The organism is Pseudomonas sp. xss_2, assembly GCF_043104195.1.
Taxonomy (GTDB): Bacteria; Pseudomonadota; Gammaproteobacteria; order Pseudomonadales; family Pseudomonadaceae; genus Aquipseudomonas; species Aquipseudomonas urmiensis.
The window spans coordinates 1-18,373 of sequence record NZ_JBICKL010000013.1 but is presented as its reverse complement, the minus strand read 5'-3'; the positions used below and the strand labels follow the sequence as shown (position 1 = coordinate 18,373).

Annotated in this window: 16 protein-coding genes; 14 read left to right on the top strand and 2 right to left on the bottom strand. The window is 62.9% G+C overall.

Translation table 11 applies throughout. The features are described from left to right. Positions 1 to 148 precede the first annotated feature (148 nt). The gene (gene rsgA / locus ACF8K2_RS02055; protein WP_392463270.1) at positions 149 to 1,180 is read right to left on the bottom strand and encodes a small ribosomal subunit biogenesis GTPase RsgA; all 1,032 of its coding nucleotides are present in this window, start codon (positions 1,178 to 1,180) and stop codon (positions 149 to 151) included. Positions 1,181 to 1,325: 145 nt separating this feature from the next. Between rsgA and orn the strand changes: the two genes are divergently transcribed. Together orn and ACF8K2_RS02045 are read left to right on the top strand one after the other, a co-directional pair. After that, positions 1,326 to 1,868 (top strand): oligoribonuclease, encoded by a 543-nt coding sequence (gene orn / locus ACF8K2_RS02050; protein WP_312154954.1) that lies wholly within the window; start codon positions 1,326 to 1,328, stop codon positions 1,866 to 1,868. A 157-nt stretch (positions 1,869 to 2,025) separates the two neighbouring features. Next, positions 2,026 to 2,637, top strand: a complete 612-nt coding sequence (locus tag ACF8K2_RS02045; protein WP_186555608.1) for a trimeric intracellular cation channel family protein — start codon at positions 2,026 to 2,028, stop codon at positions 2,635 to 2,637. A 50-nt stretch (positions 2,638 to 2,687) separates the two neighbouring features. On the opposite strand, the gene queG is transcribed toward ACF8K2_RS02045, so the two are convergent. Then, the gene (gene queG, locus ACF8K2_RS02040; protein WP_392463269.1) at positions 2,688 to 3,770 is read right to left on the bottom strand and encodes a tRNA epoxyqueuosine(34) reductase QueG; all 1,083 of its coding nucleotides are present in this window, start codon (positions 3,768 to 3,770) and stop codon (positions 2,688 to 2,690) included. 63 nt (positions 3,771 to 3,833) lie between these two features. Between queG and ACF8K2_RS02035 the strand changes: the two genes are divergently transcribed. The 12 genes from ACF8K2_RS02035 (at position 3,834) to ACF8K2_RS01980 (ending at position 18,272) form a co-directional block, all read left to right on the top strand. Continuing rightward, positions 3,834 to 4,694, top strand: coding sequence for an NAD(P)H-hydrate dehydratase (locus tag ACF8K2_RS02035; RefSeq protein ID WP_392463268.1), 861 nt, complete (start codon positions 3,834 to 3,836; stop codon positions 4,692 to 4,694). Beyond that, positions 4,682 to 5,155 (top strand): tRNA (adenosine(37)-N6)-threonylcarbamoyltransferase complex ATPase subunit type 1 TsaE, encoded by a 474-nt coding sequence (gene tsaE / locus ACF8K2_RS02030; RefSeq protein WP_186555605.1) that lies wholly within the window; start codon positions 4,682 to 4,684, stop codon positions 5,153 to 5,155. Before ACF8K2_RS02035 ends, tsaE begins: the two co-directional genes overlap by 13 nt. Beyond that, a complete protein-coding gene (locus ACF8K2_RS02025) occupies positions 5,156 to 6,595 on the top strand; it encodes an N-acetylmuramoyl-L-alanine amidase (protein WP_312156019.1) in 1,440 nt (479 codons plus the stop codon). Then, positions 6,592 to 8,484 (top strand): DNA mismatch repair endonuclease MutL, encoded by a 1,893-nt coding sequence (gene mutL / locus ACF8K2_RS02020; protein ID WP_392463267.1) that lies wholly within the window; start codon positions 6,592 to 6,594, stop codon positions 8,482 to 8,484. The genes ACF8K2_RS02025 and mutL overlap by 4 nt, the downstream gene beginning before the upstream one ends. Position 8,485: 1 nt before the next feature. Further along, positions 8,486 to 9,457, top strand: coding sequence for a tRNA (adenosine(37)-N6)-dimethylallyltransferase MiaA (gene miaA, locus ACF8K2_RS02015; RefSeq protein ID WP_186555602.1), 972 nt, complete (start codon positions 8,486 to 8,488; stop codon positions 9,455 to 9,457). Positions 9,458 to 9,549: 92 nt separating this feature from the next. Beyond that, positions 9,550 to 9,810 carry an RNA chaperone Hfq gene (gene hfq, locus ACF8K2_RS02010; RefSeq protein WP_028631835.1) on the top strand — a complete coding sequence of 87 codons (261 nt, stop codon included), beginning with the start codon at positions 9,550 to 9,552 and terminating at the stop codon, positions 9,808 to 9,810. Positions 9,811 to 9,822: 12 nt separating this feature from the next. Further along, positions 9,823 to 11,124, top strand: a complete 1,302-nt coding sequence (hflX, locus tag ACF8K2_RS02005; RefSeq protein WP_312154262.1) for a ribosome rescue GTPase HflX — start codon at positions 9,823 to 9,825, stop codon at positions 11,122 to 11,124. A gap of 96 nt (positions 11,125 to 11,220) precedes the next feature. Next, entirely contained in the window at positions 11,221 to 12,402 is a 1,182-nt protein-coding gene (gene hflK / locus ACF8K2_RS02000; protein WP_186555600.1) for an FtsH protease activity modulator HflK, read from the top strand. Further along, positions 12,402 to 13,271, top strand: a complete 870-nt coding sequence (hflC, locus tag ACF8K2_RS01995) for a protease modulator HflC (protein ID WP_186555599.1) — start codon at positions 12,402 to 12,404, stop codon at positions 13,269 to 13,271. The genes hflK and hflC overlap by 1 nt, the downstream gene beginning before the upstream one ends. A gap of 271 nt (positions 13,272 to 13,542) precedes the next feature. Next, positions 13,543 to 14,730, top strand: a complete 1,188-nt coding sequence (locus ACF8K2_RS01990; RefSeq protein ID WP_186555598.1) for an ATP phosphoribosyltransferase regulatory subunit — start codon at positions 13,543 to 13,545, stop codon at positions 14,728 to 14,730. A 57-nt stretch (positions 14,731 to 14,787) separates the two neighbouring features. Next, on the top strand, positions 14,788 to 16,080 hold the full coding sequence (locus tag ACF8K2_RS01985) for an adenylosuccinate synthase (protein WP_012316474.1): 1,293 nt from the start codon (positions 14,788 to 14,790) through the stop codon (positions 16,078 to 16,080). Positions 16,081 to 16,337: 257 nt separating this feature from the next. Next, positions 16,338 to 18,272, top strand: coding sequence for a methyl-accepting chemotaxis protein (locus ACF8K2_RS01980; protein ID WP_392463266.1), 1,935 nt, complete (start codon positions 16,338 to 16,340; stop codon positions 18,270 to 18,272). The last annotated feature ends 101 nt before the right edge of the window (positions 18,273 to 18,373 follow it).

Genomic DNA, 18,373 nt, shown 5'->3' with positions numbered 1-18,373 from the left:
TTGCGAATGGTGCGGGTGTGGAGGTCATAGTCGGCTCTTCCCTGATGAGGCTTGAGCCATGACCATCAAGGAAAGACCGGGGCGGAACAATAGCTGACGATTAAACGAGAGTCGTCCTACTTGAGTCGGTAAGTTTTCCTACGGAAACCTAGTAGGTATCTTCACTCAAGCTGGCGATGATCGAGCGATAGCTGTGCATCCGCTGCGGCTTGATCCGCCCTTGGTCCAGCGCTTTGAGCAGCGCGCAGCCAGGCTCGCGGTCGTGTTTGCAATCGCGGAAGCGGCAGTTGCCGAGCAGCTCGCTGAATTCGATGAAGCCTGCTTCGACATCATCGCGGCTGACGTGCACCAGGCCGAACTCACGGATGCCCGGTGAGTCTATCAGGTCGCCGCCATTGGGAAAGTGATAGAGGCGGGCGGTGGTGGTGGTGTGCGTGCCTTGTCCGGACCACTCGGAAAGATCGCCCACGCGGGTTTGGGCGGCGGGTAACAGGCTGTTGACCAGCGAGGACTTACCCACGCCAGACTGGCCGACGAACACACTGATGTGGCCATCGAGCAGCTCTTGCAGGCGCTGCATGCCATCGCCTTGATGCGCGGAAACTTCCAGCAGCGGATAACCCAGGTCGCGATAGACCTCAAGCAGGGCGTTCAGCCCTGGGCCGTTTTCCTCGTTGACCAGGTCGGCCTTATTCAGCAGCAGCAAGGGGCGGATGCCGGCATGCTCGGCGGCTACCAAGTAGCGGTCGATCAGGTTGGCGTGGGGCTCGGGGGCCGGCGCGAAGACGATCACGATCAGGTCGACGTTAGCCGCTACCGGCTTGAGCTGGCCGTGGTTGTTTGGCCGACACAGCTCGGTGCTGCGCGGCAACTGCGCGACGATGACGCCAATCCCTTGGTTGCCCGCGCGCCAAACCACTCGGTCACCGGTGACCAGTGCGGGCAGGTTGGCCCGCAGGTGGCAGCGGAAGATCTGCCCGGCGACTTCGCCGTCCTGCGCCTCGACCTCGACCTGTACGCCAAAGTGGGCGATTACCAGGCCAAATTGCTCGGGCCCCAGGTCGCCACCCTCCAGTTCCTGCAAGGCATGTTGCTCGCGTTTGGCTGCGCGTGCGGCGCGCTCGCCCTGGATTTTTTCGATGCGCCAGTTCTGGCGGCGATTGAGCTGGCGTTTGGCCATGAAGGTTCCGTGTTGGCGGGGCAGAAAGAAAACGGCTGGCAGTTTAGCACGCTCCACCTGTGTGCCATCCGGTTACCTTTTTGCGCGCGACTGCATCGACATTGGCCGCTAGGGTAAGATGATGGCCTATTCGAGGAGCGCCTTCATGGACAACACACAGAACCTGATCTGGATCGATCTGGAAATGACCGGTCTGGATCCGGATAACGACGTCATCATCGAGATGGCCACCATCGTCACCGACAGCAACCTCAATACCTTGGCCGAAGGCCCGGTGATCGCCATCCACCACAGCGATGAAGTGCTGGCGCGCATGGATGAGTGGAACACCCGCACCCACGGCGCCTCCGGTCTGACTCAGCGCGTGCGCGAAAGCCGCATCAGCATGGCCGAGGCCGAGGCTGAAACCGTCAAGTTCCTCGAGCAATGGGTGCCTAAGGGCAAGTCGCCGATCTGCGGCAACAGCATCTGCCAGGACCGGCGCTTTCTGTATCGCCACATGAAAACCCTGGAAAGCTACTTCCACTACCGCAACCTGGACGTCTCCACGCTCAAGGAGCTCGCCGCGCGCTGGGCGCCGGATGTGCGTGACAGCTTCAAGAAGGGCAGCACGCACCTGGCGCTGGACGATATCCGTGAGTCGATCGCCGAGCTGCGTCACTACCGCGAGCACTTCATCAAGGTGTAAATGGCACGCGTCAAGTGGCAAGTGAGTTGCTGTGATGGTGCTGACGGGCCGGCGATTGCGGCTGACGGTGATCAGCTTGCAGCTTATCGCTTGAAGCTTGTAGCTGAGGGCTTCGCCCGCGGGTAGACTGCGCGCCTTTTCCGCACGGACAGCCGCCATGTTGTTGATGCTCTACCTCATCGCCATTACCGCCGAAGCCATGACCGGTGCCTTGTCTGCCGGTCGTCGCGGGATGGACTGGTTTGGAGTGGTGCTAATCGCGTGCGTGACTGCCCTGGGTGGCGGCTCGGTGCGCGATGTGCTGCTCGGGCACTACCCGTTGACCTGGGTGAAGCACCCCGAGTACCTGGTACTGACCAGCTTCGCCGCGCTGCTGACCATCTTCATCGCGCCGCTGATGCGCCACCTGCGTTCGCTGTTTCTGGTGCTCGATGCGCTGGGGCTGGTGGCCTTCACCTTGATTGGCTGCATGACCGCGCTGGAAATGGGCCAGGGCATGCTGGTGGCCTCGATCAGCGGGGTGATCACTGGGGTGTTTGGCGGCATTCTGCGGGATATCTTCTGCAACGACATTCCCTTGGTGTTCCGCCGCGAGCTGTATGCCAGTGTGTCGTTTGCCGCTGCGTGGTTCTATCTGGGCTGCGTGCACTTCCAGGTGCCAGCGGAGCAGGCGATGCTGCTGACCTTGTTTGGCGGGTTCCTGGTGCGTTTGCTGGCGATCCGTTTCCATTGGGAAATGCCCAAGTTCCACTACAACGACCAGCAGTGATTTTCGTCTGTGCCGATTTAATCGCGGGGCAAGCCTGCTCCCACTTGAGTTCAGCTCAGGGAGGGGGCTGTGCGCGCCTCATGCTGGGCCAGCGCCCACTCCACATGCTCCCTGACCAGCTCCGACGGATACTCGCGGCGCGCCTGTAAGGCTTCCAGCACCGGGATCGTCGAAGGCGCATTGCCCAGCCCCACCGCCAGGTTGCGCAACCAGCGCTCATAACCGGCCCGGCGCAGCGGCGAGCCCTCGGTGTTGTCCAGGAAGGTCGCCTCGTCCCAGAGAAACAGCGCAGCCAACTCAGCATTATCCAGGCCATGGCGCGGCTTGAAGTCGTTCTCCTGGGTTGGCCGGGCAAAGCGATTCCACGGGCAGACGATCTGGCAATCATCGCAGCCAAACACCCGATTACCGATCAGTGGTCGCAGCTCGACCGGTATCGCCTGCTTCAATTCGATGGTCAGGTACGAGATGCAGCGCCGCGCATCGAGCACGTAGGGCCCGACAAACGCCTGGGTCGGGCACACGTCCAGACATGCCTGGCAACGCCCACAGTGCTCACTGGCCTGCGCTTGATCCACCGGCAGTGGCAGGTCGACGAACAGTTCGGCGAGAAAGAAGTAGCTGCCCGCCTTGCGGTTGAGCAGCAGGGTGTTCTTGCCGATCCAGCCTAGCCCGGCTTGCTCGGCAATGGCTTTCTCCAGCACCGGGGCACTGTCGACAAAGGCGCGAAAGCCAAACGGGCCAATGGCTTGCTGCACCCGATCGGCCAGATGCTGCACGCGCTTGCGCACCAGCTTGTGGTAGTCGCGACCCAGGGCATAGCGCGATATATAGGCTTTGTCTGGTTGCGCCAGCAGCTGCGCCATGCGTGTATCGCCGGGCAGGTAGTCCATGCGCAGCGAGACCACGCGCAAGGTTCCGGGCACCAGTTGGTCGGGATGGGCGCGTTTGCTGCCGTGCGCAGCCATGTAGTCCATCTCGCCCTGATAGCCCGCTTCGAGCCAGCGTTGCAGGTGCTGCTCATGCTCGCCAAGGTCTACACCAGCGATACCGACATGGGCGAAGCCGAGTTCACGGCCCCAATCCTTGATCGATTGGGCCAGCGCGGCGAGGTCAGGAGTACAAGCGGACATGGATGACAGGCATTACAGGCTCAGGTGCGTATAATTCTGCCAGACATCGGAGCCTTTGACCCCATGCCCCAGACCAAACACCCTGCCAACCCGGTAAAACTGCTCAGCCGTGCCAGCTTGGCCAGCCTGCCGCCGCGCCGCCCAGACGCCCAAAAAGGTGACTTTGGCCACGTGCTGGTGGTCGGAGGCGACCTGGGTACCGGCGGTGCGGTGTTGCTCAGTAGCGAAGCAGCGCTGCGTTGTGGGGCTGGCCTGGTGAGCATTGCCACGCGGCCCGAACACGTGCCCTCAGCCCTGGCTCGTCTACCTGAAACCATGTGCTTGGGCGTGAGTTCGGCCAATCAGCTGATGACCGTATTGGAACGGGCATCGGTGCTGGTGGTAGGCCCTGGCCTGGGTCAGGCGGCTTGGGGGCGCAGCTTGTTGTCGGCAGTTGCCAATGCCGAGCGCCCCCAAGTGTGGGACGCCGATGCCCTTAACCTGCTGGCCCGCACGCCCTTGGCCCTGCCCAGCGCTAGCATTCTTACCCCGCACCCGGGCGAGGCGGCGCGGTTGCTTGGGGTGTCGACCGAAGCCGTGCAGGCCGACCGGCCGGGCGCTGCGCGTAAGCTGGCGCGCAGATACGCCAGCATCTGCGTACTCAAGGGCGCTGGCACCCTGGTCGCTGACCCGGCGGGGCAGGTGGCGCTGTGCGGGCGGGGTCATCCTGCGATGGCCGGCGCAGGCCTTGGCGATGTGCTTACCGGGGTGCTGGCGGCGCTGCTGGCGCAGGGCCTGGACGCCTGGTCGGCGGCTTGCCTGGGCGTCTGGCTGCATGCCTGCGCGGGCGAGCGCTTGGGGGTAAAAGGCAGAGGCCTGGCAGCCAGTGATCTGCTGCCGGTCATTCGTGAATTATTGGAGGAGCATTCAGCGTGTCAGGTGTAACCCTGTTTCTGGCCGACGAAGAGGCCACCGTAGCCTTCGGCGGGCAATTGGCCCAGGTGACCGGCGGTCATGGCGTGATTTTTCTCGAGGGCGACCTGGGGGCTGGCAAAACCACATTGTCGCGCGGCCTGATTCGCGGTTTGGGCCATGTTGGCCCGGTCAAGAGTCCGACCTTCACCGTGGTTGAACCCTACGAGATTGGCGCGGTGCGCGCTTTCCACTTCGACCTGTATCGGCTGGTCGATCCGGAAGAATTGGAGTTCATGGGGATCCGCGATTACTTCGAGGATGATGCCTTGTGCCTGTTCGAATGGCCCCAGAAAGGTGCGGGCGTTTTGCCAAAGCCTGACCTGACCATTACCATAAGCCCGCAAGCGGGCGGACGCTCGCTGTATCTGTCGCCGCAGGGGCCTCGCGGCGAAGCCTGGTGCACCGCGCTGGCCGAACAATTCAAACAGTAAATGGGGATAGGTATGCGCATACGCGCACTGGTCGCCGTTGTCGGTCTGCTGCTCACAGCGGTCACCGTCAACGCTCTGGCCGCCACGCAAGTCAAGAGCATGCGTCTGTGGCGCGCGCCAGATAACACACGGCTGGTCTTCGACCTGTCCGGCCCGGTGCAGCACAGTGTGTTCACCCTGAGCGCGCCGGATCGGCTGGTCATCGATATCAACGGTGCGACCTTGGCCGCGCCGCTCAACGTCTCCACATCCAATACACCGATCAGCAGTGTGCGTTCGGCCCAGCGTACGCCTACCGATCTGCGCGTGGTGGTCGACCTGAAAAAAGCGGTCACGCCGAAAAGCTTCACCCTGGCTCCCAATGCCCAATACGGCAACCGCCTGGTGGTCGATTTGTACGACCAGGAAGCCGATGCCATTGCGGCCAGCACGCCGACGCCGCCACCGGCACAAACCCCGGCTACCACTCCGGCTGTCCCGGTAACGCCGACCCAGCCTGCGATCAAGCTGCCACCGGCGCCAAGCGGCAAGCGCGATATCGTGGTCGCCATCGACGCCGGGCACGGCGGTGAAGACCCGGGCGCCTCGGGTTCGCGTGGCCAGCACGAGAAAGACATCGTGTTGCAGATCGCCAAGGAGCTGCAACGCCAGATCAACAGTGAGAAGGGCTATCGGGCCGAACTGACGCGCACCGGTGACTACTTCATTCCGCTGCGCAAGCGCACCGAGATCGCCCGCAAGAAGGGCGCCGACCTGTTCGTCTCGATCCACGCCGACGCCGCACCCTCCAAGGCTGCTTTCGGCGCCTCGGTGTTTGCCCTGTCTGACCGGGGTGCTACGTCCGAGACTGCGCGCTGGCTGGCAGACACCGAAAACCGTTCCGACCTGATCGGTGGCGCGGGCAACGTCAGCCTGGACGACAAGGACCGTATGCTCGCGGGCGTGCTGCTCGACCTGTCGATGACCGCCACCCTCAGCTCCAGCCTCGATGTGGGGCAGAAGGTGCTGGGCAACATGGGGCGCATCACTTCGCTGCACAAGCGACGCGTGGAGCAGGCAGGCTTCATGGTGTTGAAGTCGCCGGATATTCCCTCGATCCTGGTCGAGACCGGCTTCATTTCCAACGCCAACGAAGCCGCCAAGCTGGCGACCAGGAGCCATCAGCAGGCCTTGGCCCGCTCGATCCATACCGGCGTACGCCAGTACTTCCAGCAAAGCCCGCCACCTGGCACCTACATTGCCTGGCTGCGTGACAGCGGCAAGATTGCCCAGGGCCCGCGCGACCACACCGTGCGCCCGGGCGAAACCCTGGCGATGATCGCCGTGCGTTACCAGGTCAGCGTGGCCAGCCTGCGCAGCAGCAACAGCCTCAAGACTGATGAGCTGAAGGTTGGCCAGCACCTGGATATTCCGGGCACGACCCTGGCGTCGCAGCAATGAGCGGTGGTTCGCGCATCCAGTTGCTCAGCCCGCGACTGGCCAACCAGATCGCTGCCGGCGAAGTGGTCGAACGACCCGCCTCGGTGGCCAAGGAACTGCTGGAAAACAGCCTCGACTCTGGCGCCAAGCGCATTGAGGTCGAGGTCGAGCAGGGCGGCGTCAAGCTGCTGCGCGTGCGTGACAACGGCAGCGGCATCGCGCCTGATGACTTGCCGCTGGCCCTGGCACGCCATGCCACCAGCAAGATCCGCGAGCTGGAAGACCTCGAAGGGGTGTTGAGCCTGGGCTTTCGGGGTGAGGCGCTGGCGTCGATCAGCTCGGTGGCGCGCCTGACCCTGACCTCGCGCACGGCCGATGCCAGCGAGGCCTGGCAGGTCGAGACCGAAGGCCGCGACATGACCCCGCGGGTGCAGCCTGCGGCGCACCCGGTGGGCACCTCGGTCGAGGTTCGCGACCTGTTCTTCAATACGCCGGCTCGACGCAAGTTCCTCAAGGCCGAGAAGACCGAGTTCGACCATCTTCAGGAAGTTATCCGGCGTCTGGCCCTGGCTCGATTCGATGTCGGCTTCCACCTGCGCCACAACGGCAAGACCATTCTCAGCCTGCACGATGCCCCCGACGAGATTGCGCGGGCGCGGCGGGTCGGTGCGATCTGTGGCCCGGGCTTTCTTGAGCAGGCGCTGCCGATCGATGTCGAGCGCAATGGCTTGCGCTTGTGGGGTTGGGTTGGCCTGCCGACGTTCTCGCGCAGCCAGGCCGACTTGCAGTACTTCTTCGTCAACGGCCGCGCCGTGCGCGACAAGCTGGTCGCCCACGCGGTGCGCCAGGCCTACCGCGATGTGCTGTTCAATGGCCGCCACCCGACCTTCGTGTTGTTCCTCGAACTTGAGCCCAACGGCGTCGACGTCAACGTTCACCCGACCAAGCATGAGGTGCGCTTTCGCGAAGGCCGCACAGTGCACGATTTCCTCTACGGCACCTTGCACCGGGCTTTGGCCGATGTTCGGCCGGAAGACCAGCTGGCGGCCCCGGCGGCGGCCAGTGAGATGGTCCGGCCCAGTGGTCAGCAGGCTGGCGAATTTGGCCCGCAAGGTGAAATGCGCCTGGCCTCACCGGTATTGGAACAGCCGCAGGCACAACCGCAGCAGTTTTCCAGCTCCGGTGCTGGCGCCGGGTATCAGTATCAGTACACGCCGCGCCCATCGCAGTCGTTGCCCGTTGCCGAAGCCCAGGCAGCCTACCGCGAGTTCTTCGCGCCACTGCCTGGCGGTGCACCGTCATCCTTGCCCGAAAGCCAGGGTGATGTACCGCCACTGGGCTATGCCCTGGCTCAGCTCAAAGGCATCTACATCCTGGCCGAAAACGCGGTCGGTCTGGTGCTGGTGGACATGCATGCCGCCCACGAGCGGATCATGTACGAGCGGCTCAAGGTGGCCATGGCCAGCGAAGGCTTGAGCGGCCAGCCGCTGTTGGTGCCGGAGTCTCTGGCACTGAGCCAGCGTGAGGCCGACTGCGCCGAAGAGCATGCGCAGTGGTTCCAGCGCTTGGGCTTCGAGTTGCAGCGCCTGGGTCCGGAAAGCGTGGCCATCCGCCAGATTCCGGCGCTGCTCAAGCAGGCTGAAGCCAACCGCCTGGTCCAGGACGTCCTGGCCGACCTGATGGAATACGGCACCAGCGACCGCATCCAGGCACACCTCAACGAGCTGCTCGGCACCATGGCCTGCCACGGCGCCGTGCGCGCCAATCGGCGCCTGGCCATCCCCGAGATGAATGCGCTGCTGCGCGATATGGAAAACACCGAACGCAGCGGCCAGTGCAACCATGGTCGACCGACCTGGACCCAGATGGGCCTGGACGATCTGGACAAACTCTTCCTGCGCGGTCGATGAAATGAGCGGTAAACCCCCAGCAATATTCCTCATGGGCCCGACAGCGGCCGGCAAGACCGACCTTGCTATCGAACTGACCAAGGTCTTGCCGTGCGAGTTGATCAGTGTCGACTCGGCGCTGGTCTACCGCGACATGGATATCGGCACCGCCAAGCCTTCCAAAGCGCTATTGGCCGCCTATCCGCACCGTTTGATCGACATCATCGACCCGGCCCAGAGCTACTCCGCCGCACAATTTTGCACCGATGCCCTGGCCGCCATGGCCGAAATCACCGCGCGCGGCAAGATCCCGCTATTGGTCGGCGGCACCATGCTTTATTACAAGGCGTTGATCGATGGCTTGGCTGACATGCCTGCTGCCGACCCTGCGGTACGCGCCGAGCTTGAGGCCCAGGCCAGTGCGTTGGGCCTGGCTGAGTTGCACCGGCAGTTGGCTGAGGTCGACCCCGAGTCGGCTGCACGCATCCACCCCAATGACCCGCAACGGCTGATCCGCGCGCTGGAAGTGTATCGGGTCAGCGGCGAGAGCATGACGGCCCATCGCCAGCGGCAATTGGCCGAAAGTAGCGGCGCAGACGCAGGCGCGGGCGGACATTTGCCCTATACTGTCGCCAGCCTGGCGATTGCTCCTACAGATCGTCACATTTTGCATCAGCGAATTGCGCTACGATTTTCGCAGATGCTGGAACAGGGCTTCGTCGACGAGGTCCGAAAGCTGCGCGCCAGAAGTGACTTGCACGCGGGGCTGCCGTCTATACGGGCAGTGGGGTATCGGCAGGTCTGGGATTACCTGGATGGCAAGCTAGATGAGAATGAGATGCGCGAACGCGGTATCATTGCCACTCGCCAGCTGGCCAAACGGCAGTTCACCTGGTTGCGCGGCTGGTCCGACGTACACTGGCTGGATAGCCTGGCCTGCGACAATCTGTCCCGCACCTTGAAATACCTTGGGTCCGTCTCCATATTGAGCTGAGTCCCTGCAATTGCCGTCTACTCTTGCGAATGGGCGGCGTAATTATCGAATTTTCGTGTTTTTTACTATTGATCCTTACAGGAGTGCGGCATATGTCAAAAGGGCATTCGCTACAAGACCCTTACTTGAACACCTTGAGAAAAGAAAAGGTCCCGGTTTCGATCTATCTGGTCAACGGGATCAAGCTGCAGGGCTCGATCGAATCTTTCGACCAGTTCGTGGTACTGCTGAAGAACACCGTCAGCCAGATGGTCTACAAGCACGCTATCTCGACCGTGGTCCCAGCTCGTCCGGTTCGCCTGCCAAGCCCGTCCGATTCCGAGAGCGGCGACAGCGAGCCAGGCAACGCCTGATAGGAGCCTGCATTGTTCTTTGAGCGCCACGGTGGTGGTGAGCGAGCGCTGCTCGTTCACTTGGAAGGTCAGAACCCTGAGGCGCGCGAAGACCCGCAGGAGTTTCAGGAACTGGCACTGTCGGCCGGAGCTGAGATCGTTTCGCTGTCTACAGTGACGCGGCACCAGCCTACCGCCAAATACCTGATTGGCAGCGGCAAGGTCGAAGAGTTACGCGACCTGGTCAAAGCCGAACAGGTAGATCTGGTGATTTTCAATCACACCCTCACGCCCAGTCAGGAGCGCAACCTCGAACGAGTCTTCGAGTGTCGCGTGCTCGACCGTACCGGGCTGATTCTCGACATCTTCGCCCAACGGGCGCGTACCCATGAAGGCAAGCTGCAGGTCGAACTGGCCCAGCTGGAGCACATGAGCACGCGGCTGGTGCGCGGCTGGACCCACCTTGAGCGGCAGAAGGGTGGTATCGGCCTGCGCGGTCCGGGTGAAACCCAGCTTGAGACTGACCGGCGCTTGCTGCGGGTACGCCTGCGGCAGATCAAGGCACGCCTGGAGAAGGTTCGCAGTCAGCGTGAGCAGGCGCGGCGCGGGCGTAAGCGCGCGGATATCCCGTCGGTGTCGCTGGTGGGCTATACCAACGCCGGCAAGTCGACCTTGTTCAATGCCCTCACCGAATCCGACGTCTACGCCGCCGACCAACTGTTCGCCACCCTCGATCCGACCCTGCGCCGTTTGCAGCTCGATGACCTGGGGCCGATCGTGCTGGCCGACACTGTGGGCTTCATTCGCCACTTGCCGCACAAGCTGGTCGAGGCATTTCGGGCTACGCTCGAAGAGTCGAGCAACTCCGACCTGCTGCTGCATGTGATCGACGCCCATGAGCCTGAGCGCATGGAGCAGATCGAGCAGGTGTTGGCAGTATTGGGCGAGATCGGTGCTGAAGGCTTGCCGATCCTTGAGGTCTATAACAAACTCGACCTGCTCGAAGATGTCGAGCCGCAGATCCAGCGCGATGCCGATGGCAAGCCGGAGCGGGTCTGGGTATCGGCACGTGATGGACGTGGCCTGGAGTTGGTAGGCCAGGCGATTGCCGAATTGCTGGGGGATGATCTGTTTGTCGGAACCCTGCGCCTCGAACAGCGTTTTGCTCGCTTGCGCGCGCAATTCTTTGAACTGGGGGCAGTGCAAGGCGAGGAACACGACGATGAAGGCAGCAGCTTGTTGAGCGTGCGCCTGCCCATGGTCGAGCTCAATCGCCTGGTCAGCCGCGAAGGCATGGAGCCGCAAGCGTTCATTGCGCAACACACTTTGCAATAAATGCCCGTCGAGGTCGCCGGGCAGCCGTGACAGGCATTCTGTAGCATTGGACGGCGCGCCGTGGGCGCGTCTTTGCTTTATCAGATGGAGAGCGCTATGGCTTGGAACGAGCCGGGTGGCAACTCGAACAATCAGGATCCCTGGGGCGGCCGCCGTGGCGGCGGCGGTGGTGGCGACAAGAAAGGACCACCGGATCTCGACGAGGCCTTCCGCAAGCTGCAGGACAGCCTGAACGGCATGTTCGGCGGCAGCAAAAAACGCGGCGGTGGTGACCGCAATATCGGCAAGGGTGGCGGCTACGGCCTGCTGGGCATAGGCCTGGCGGTATTGGCTGCGATCTGGCTGTACAGTGCCGTGTACGTGGTCGACGAGCAGGAGCAGGCAGTCGTGCTGCGCTTCGGCAAGTACTACGAGACCGTGGGTCCAGGCCTGAACATCTATTTCCCGCCGATCGACCGCAAGTACATGGAGAACGTCACGCGTGAGCGTGCGTACACCAAGCAGGGGCAGATGCTCACCGAAGACGAGAACATCGTCGAGGTGCCGCTGACCGTGCAGTACAAGATCACCAACCTGCAGGACTTCGTGCTTAACGTCGACCAGCCGGAAGTGAGCTTGCAGCATGCGACCGACAGCGCCCTGCGCCACGTGGTGGGTTCCACCTCGATGGACCAGGTGCTGACCGAAGGCCGTGAGCAGATGGCCGTGGATATCCGCGAACGCCTGCAACGCTTCCTCGACACCTACCGTACCGGTATCACCGTCACCCAGGTCAACGTACAGAGCGCGGCAGCCCCGCGTGAAGTGCAGGAAGCCTTCGACGACGTGATCCGTGCCCGGGAAGACGAGCAACGTGCCCGCAACCAGGCTGAGTCCTACGCCAATGGCGTGGTGCCGGAAGCCCGTGGTCAGGCCCAGCGCATCATCGAGGATGCCAACGGCTACCGCGATGAAGTGATTGCCCGCGCCAAGGGTGAGGCCGACCGCTTCACCAAGCTGGTGAGCGAGTACCGCAAGGCGCCGGACGTCACCCGTCAGCGTCTGTACCTGGAGACCATGCAAGAGGTCTACAGCAACTCGAGCAAGGTCATGGTGGCAACCAAGGACGGGCAGAACAACCTGCTCTACCTTCCACTGGACAAGATGGTCGAAGGCAGCCGCAACACGTCGGCCGCGGCCGGCAGCAGCGCGTCGCCATCGGTCAACGATGCGGCCGTGCGTGCAGCGCAGGATCTGCAACAGCAACAACAGTCGCTGCGTACTAGGGAGAGCCGCTGATGAGCAATAAATCGCTGATCGCCCTGATCGCCGCAGTTGTGCTGGCTATCGTGGCCTGGAACAGCTTCTACATCGTGGCCCAGACCGAGCGTGCGGTATTGCTGCAATTCGGTCGTGTGGTTCAGGCCGATGTTCAGCCTGGTCTGCATGTGAAGATCCCGTACGTCAACCAGGTGCGCAAGTTCGACGCCCGCCTGATGACCCTGGATGCTCCGACCCAGCGCTTCCTGACCCTTGAGAAGAAAGCGGTAATGGTCGACGCCTACGCCAAATGGCGCGTGAAGGACTCCGATCGCTTCTACACCGCGACTTCGGGCCTCAAGCAGATCGCTGATGAGCGTCTGTCGCGTCGTCTGGAAAGCGGCCTGCGTGACCAGTTCGGTAAACGCACCCTGCACGAGGTAGTTTCCGGTGAACGTGACGCGCTGATGGCTGACATCACCGCTTCGCTTAACCGCATGGCTAACAAAGAGCTGGGTATCGAGGTGGTCGACGTGCGCGTCAAGGCCATCGACCTGCCGAAGGAAGTTAACCGCAGCGTGTTCGATCGTATGAGCACCGAGCGTGAGCGTGAAGCGCGTGAGCATCGCGCCAAGGGTAACGAGCTGGCTGAAGGTATCCGCGCCGATGCCGACCGTCAGCGTCGCGTACTGCTCGCCGAAGCGTATCGTGAGTCCGAAGAAACCCGCGGTGATGGTGACGCCCAGGCGGCTGCCATCTATGCCAAGGCCTACAGCCAGGACGCTGATTTCTATGCGTTCCACCGTAGTCTGCAGGCCTACCGCGCAAGCTTCTCGAACAAGAGCGATGTGCTGGTCCTGGATCCGAAGAACGAGTTCTTCCGCTACCTGGACAAGAGCAAGCCCTGACTCGGGTAAACCCCGCCTGGCAGCTAAAACCGCCGGCGGGGTGCATCCTGACAGAAAAGGGGTGTATGATGAGTCAGCCGGGAAATTTCCCGGCTTTTTTGCGTCTGCAAGGTTGATTGCCCATTAGGGATCAGCCAGCGCGCTAGTAATTCGAGGGTATTGGCACGGCGGTAGCGCTGGGATTAGTGCTGCCTGCTGCTGTGGGCCAATGCCTGCTTCACTGACGGCTCGCCCACTGGCAGGCCGCCCGGACCAGAGGGGAAATGGCGTAATGGCAACGGTAGACCGCTGGCTGCTGCCAGATGGCATCGAGGAAGTACTGCCACCTGAAGCCGCGCGCATCGAGATCGCGCGTCGCCAGGTGTTGGACCTGTTCCAGAGTTGGGGTTACGAACTGGTCGTTACCCCGCATATCGAGTACCTGGAATCGCTGCTCACCGGTGCCAGCCAGGACCTGGACCTGCATACCTTCAAGGTGGTCGACCCGCAGTCTGGCCGCTTGATGGGCTTCCGTGCCGACTTCACCCCACAGGTTGCGCGCATCGATGCGCACACCCTGCGCCGCGAAGGCCCGAGCCGCCTGTGCTATGCCGGTAGCGTGCTGCACGCCCAGCCACGCCAGTTGTCCACCTCGCGCAGCCCGATCCAGTTGGGCGCCGAGCTGTACGGCGATGCCAGCCCAACCAGCGACGTCGAGGTCATCAGCCTGATGTTGGCGATGCTGCAGCTGGCCGACGTGCCGGATGTGCACATGGACCTGGGCCACGTCGGTATCTACCGCGGCCTGTCGCGCGCCGCCAACCTGTCGGGCGATGCCGAGCAGCAGCTGTTCGATGCCCTGCAGCGCAAGGCGGTCGATGAAGTCAACGCGTTGACTGCCGACCTGCCGAAGGACGTCGGCAACATGCTGCGCGCCCTGACCGAGCTGTGCGGTGGTCGCGAAGTGCTGGCCGAGGCCCGTGTACGCCTGGGTCGTGCGCCGGCCAGTGTGCTGGCTGCCCTGGATGACCTGCTGGCGATCGCTGATCGCCTGGCCGCGCGTTATCCGGACCTGCCGCTGTACTTCGACCTTGGCGAGCTGCGCGGTTACAACTATCACACCGGCGTGGTGTTCGCCGTGTTCGTACCAGGGGTCGGTCAGTCGATCGCCCAGGGCGGACGCTACGACGACATCGGCGCCGACTTTGGCCGGGCACGCCCGGCCACCGGTTTCTCCACGGATTTGAAGACCCTGGTCACACTGGGGCGAGCGGAGGTCGTATTGCCGTCTGGCGGGATCTGGATGCCCGACAGCGGTGACGCGGCCCTCTGGCAGATGGTCTGCCAGTTGCGCAACGAGGGCCAGCGTGTGGTCCAGGCTCTGCCTGGGCAACCGCTGAGTGCTGCCCTTGAGGCGGATTGTGATCGGCAATTGATTCAGCAAGACGGGCGCTGGCAGGTTCTGCCGCTGACCCATTGAGATTTTTCGGTCGGCAGTAGGCCGGCAACCAAGTTTGCGTGAATGAGGACAAGTGTTATGGGTAAGAATGTCGTCGTCCTGGGCACCCAATGGGGTGATGAGGGCAAAGGCAAGATCGTTGATCTGCTGACCGAACATGCTGCCGCCGTAGTGCGCTACCAGGGCGGTCACAACGCGGGCCACACCCTGGTGATCAACGGTGAGAAAACCGTTCTGCACCTGATTCCTTCCGGCATCCTGCGTGAAGGCGTGCAGTGCCTGATCGGCAACGGCGTAGTCGTTGCTCCCGATGCCTTGATGCGTGAAATCACCAAGCTCGAAGAGAAGGGTGTACCGGTACGTGAGCGCCTGCGCATCAGCCCGGCTGCGCCGCTGATCCTGTCCTACCACGTAGCGCTGGACCAGGCCCGTGAAAAGGCCCGTGGCGAAGCCAAGATCGGCACCACCGGTCGTGGTATCGGCCCAGCTTACGAAGACAAAGTGGCCCGTCGCGGCCTGCGCGTGGGCGATCTGTTCCACCGCGAGCGTTTCGCTGCCAAGCTCGGTGAGCTGCTGGACTACCACAACTTCCAGCTGGTCAATTACTACAAAGAGCCGGCCATCGACTTCCAGCAGACCCTGGACGAGTGCATGGCCTACGCCGAGCAGCTCAAGCCGATGATGCTCGACGTCACCGCCGAGTTGCACAACCTGCGTCGCGCCGGCAAGGACATCATGTTCGAAGGTGCCCAGGGCTCGCTGCTGGACATCGACCACGGTACCTACCCGTACGTCACCAGCTCCAACACCACTGCTGGCGGCATCTCCACCGGTTCCGGCGTTGGCCCGATGTACCTGGACTACATCCTCGGTATCACCAAGGCCTACACCACTCGTGTCGGTTCCGGTCCGTTCCCGACCGAGCTGTTCGACGAGACTGGCGCCACCCTGGCCAAGCGCGGCCATGAGTTTGGCTCCACCACCGGTCGTGCCCGTCGTTGCGGCTGGTTCGATGCCGTCATCCTGCGTCGTGCCATCGACGTCAACAGCATCTCGGGCATCTGCCTGACCAAGCTGGACGTACTCGACGGCCTGGAAACCATCAACATCTGTGTTGGCTACAAGAACGAGAATGGTGCAGTGATCGATGCGCCTTCCGATGCCGACAGCTACATCGGCCTGGAGCCAGTGTACGAAGAGATGCCAGGCTGGAGCGAGTCGACCCTCGGTGCCAAGACCCTGGAAGAGCTGCCAGCCGCTGCTCGCGCTTACATCAAGCGCATCGAAGAGCTGACCGGCGCGCCGATCGACATCATCTCGACCGGCCCGGATCGCAACGAGACTATCGTTCTGCGTCATCCGTTCGCCTGATTCGCCGTCTAGGCTGATCGAACGCCGCGCTCCCGCAAGGGGCGCGGCGTTTTTTTTGATCTTCACGTAGTCCGTGTAGGAGCTGGCTTGCCTGCGATGGAGCGCGCAGCGCTCCCAAAAAGTGCCACGGCAATTACTCCTGCACAGGCCAGCATAAACTTGGCGTTTATGCCTGCTGCCTCCGGCACAACCCTTGCTGTAAAAACGCTCTGTAGATGCCATCAAAATAATGGCGCCAGAAGCACGAGGGTTTCACCGTGTCTGCCATCCTCTCACTGTTACGAAGCCGCCTTTTGCGGCCTGTGTTTGTTGCCTTGGGTATCGCTCTTTTGGTGCAGGTGCTGGTCGCCGTTGCGCTGACCCGGAGCACGGTCACCGCCTTGGAAGCCGATCTTGGCGAGCGCCTGGGGGCCGACAGCCGCAAGCTGGCCAACGAGCTGGAGCTGGCTGGCCAGGATGTGCGCAGTGGGCTCGACAACCTCTCCTCCAGCACCCGTCAGCGCCTGAGCAGTGGCCTGTCCACGCGCTTGGAAAGCGAGCAGCAACAACTGCGCGCGACCTTGGAGAAAAACCTCAAGGACTCGGCCAACGACATGGCCGAGCTGCTTGCCTCGGTCGCCCCGCGGGCGATTTGGGACAACGACGTGCCAGTGCTCTCCGACTTCGCTCGGCGTGCCCAGCGCAATCCCAACGTGTTGTTCGTGATCTATGACGACGCCCAGGGCCAGCACCTGACGCGCTATCTGAACCGGCAAAACCCGATCAACCAGGCGCTGATGGACAAAGGGCAGGGCGAGCGGGCGCTGGACAAAGTGCTGGACGCTGCGCGTAAAGACCCGTCGGTGTACTACGTCGAGGCCTCGATCAACCCTAACGGGGCAGAGATTGGCAAGGTCTTGATGGGTGTTTCCACTGCGGGTGTCGAGCAGGAGCTCAAGGCGCTGGATGAGCGTTTCGCAGCGCTGATCGGCAGTGGTGAGCAACTGGTCGGCGATAGCCTGGGCGCAGCGGCGGCAGACAGCGGCAAGGCCCTGCGCGCACGTCTGGAGACGGCGCAGAACAGCGCTACTGCCATGCAGGCCAATACTGCGCAGACCGTACGGGATGCTGCGGGTGAGTTGCGTTGGCGCATTGGCCTTGGCTTGGTGCTGGTCGGCCTCGGTGTGTTGCTGGTGGTGGCCGTGGTGCTCGGCAGGCGTGTAGTCAACAAGCTGCGCCTGCTGATTGCCGCCTTGAATGATCTGGCTGCCGGCGAAGGCGACCTGACCAAGCGGGTGACCCTCGACAGCCGGGACGAGATTGGTGACATGGCTTCGGCAGTCAACCGCTTTGTCGACAAGCTCCAGCCGATCGTGCGAGAAGCAGGCGAAGTGGCCCAGCGTACCGGCGTGGAAATCGGCGCCATGACCCAGCGCAGCGCAGGTGCTGACGCTGCCGCAGCGCTGCAACGCGATGAGGTGGCGGCGAGCCTGCGCGATCTATCGAGCATGGCCGATGAGGCCCAAGCCGAAAGCCATGCGATGCAGGCGGCCTTGCAGCAGGTGGTGGACATCCGCCAGGCCACTGACGAAAACAGTCGGACCTCGACCCAGCTGGCCGGCCTGATCGAAAACCTCGCCGGCCAGGTCGATGCGGGCTCGCAGGTGATCGAGCGGCTGGCCAAGCAGAGCGAGCAGATCGAGGTGGTGCTGACCGTGATCCATGGCATCGCCGAGCAGACCAACCTGCTGGCCCTCAATGCCGCTATCGAGGCGGCGCGTGCGGGTGAGACTGGCCGCGGCTTTGCCGTGGTGGCCGATGAGGTACGGGCGCTGGCAAGCAAGACCCAGAGTTCGACGGGCGATATTCAGGCGCATATCGTTGCCCTGCAGCAGGGGGCCAAGGAGGCCGTGGCGACCATCAGCCAGGCGGGGCGCCAAGCCAGCGAAGGGTTGCTGGTGCTGCGCGATAACGAGCGTCGACAGCAGTCGGTGCAGGCGGCGGTCGAGCAGGTGCATGCGGCGATTGGCCTGGCTACGCGCGCGGCCGAGCAGCAGGCGCATGGCGCGCAGGCGGTCAAGGGGAGGGTCGAGACCATTCATGCGCAGGCGGAGCAGTCGGCGCAGGTAGTGATGCAGACCACGGCCAGCGGTAAGGTCTTGGATGACTTGGCTGCGCAGTTGCGTGCGAGCCTGGGGCAGTTCAGGGCCTGAGCGAATTTGGGGCTGCTGCGCAGCCCATCGCAGCGGTTCGGCGCCCCGACAAGCCAGCTTGTGTCTTCAAGGTTCAGCGCTGTCCTCAGGATGAACGCTCT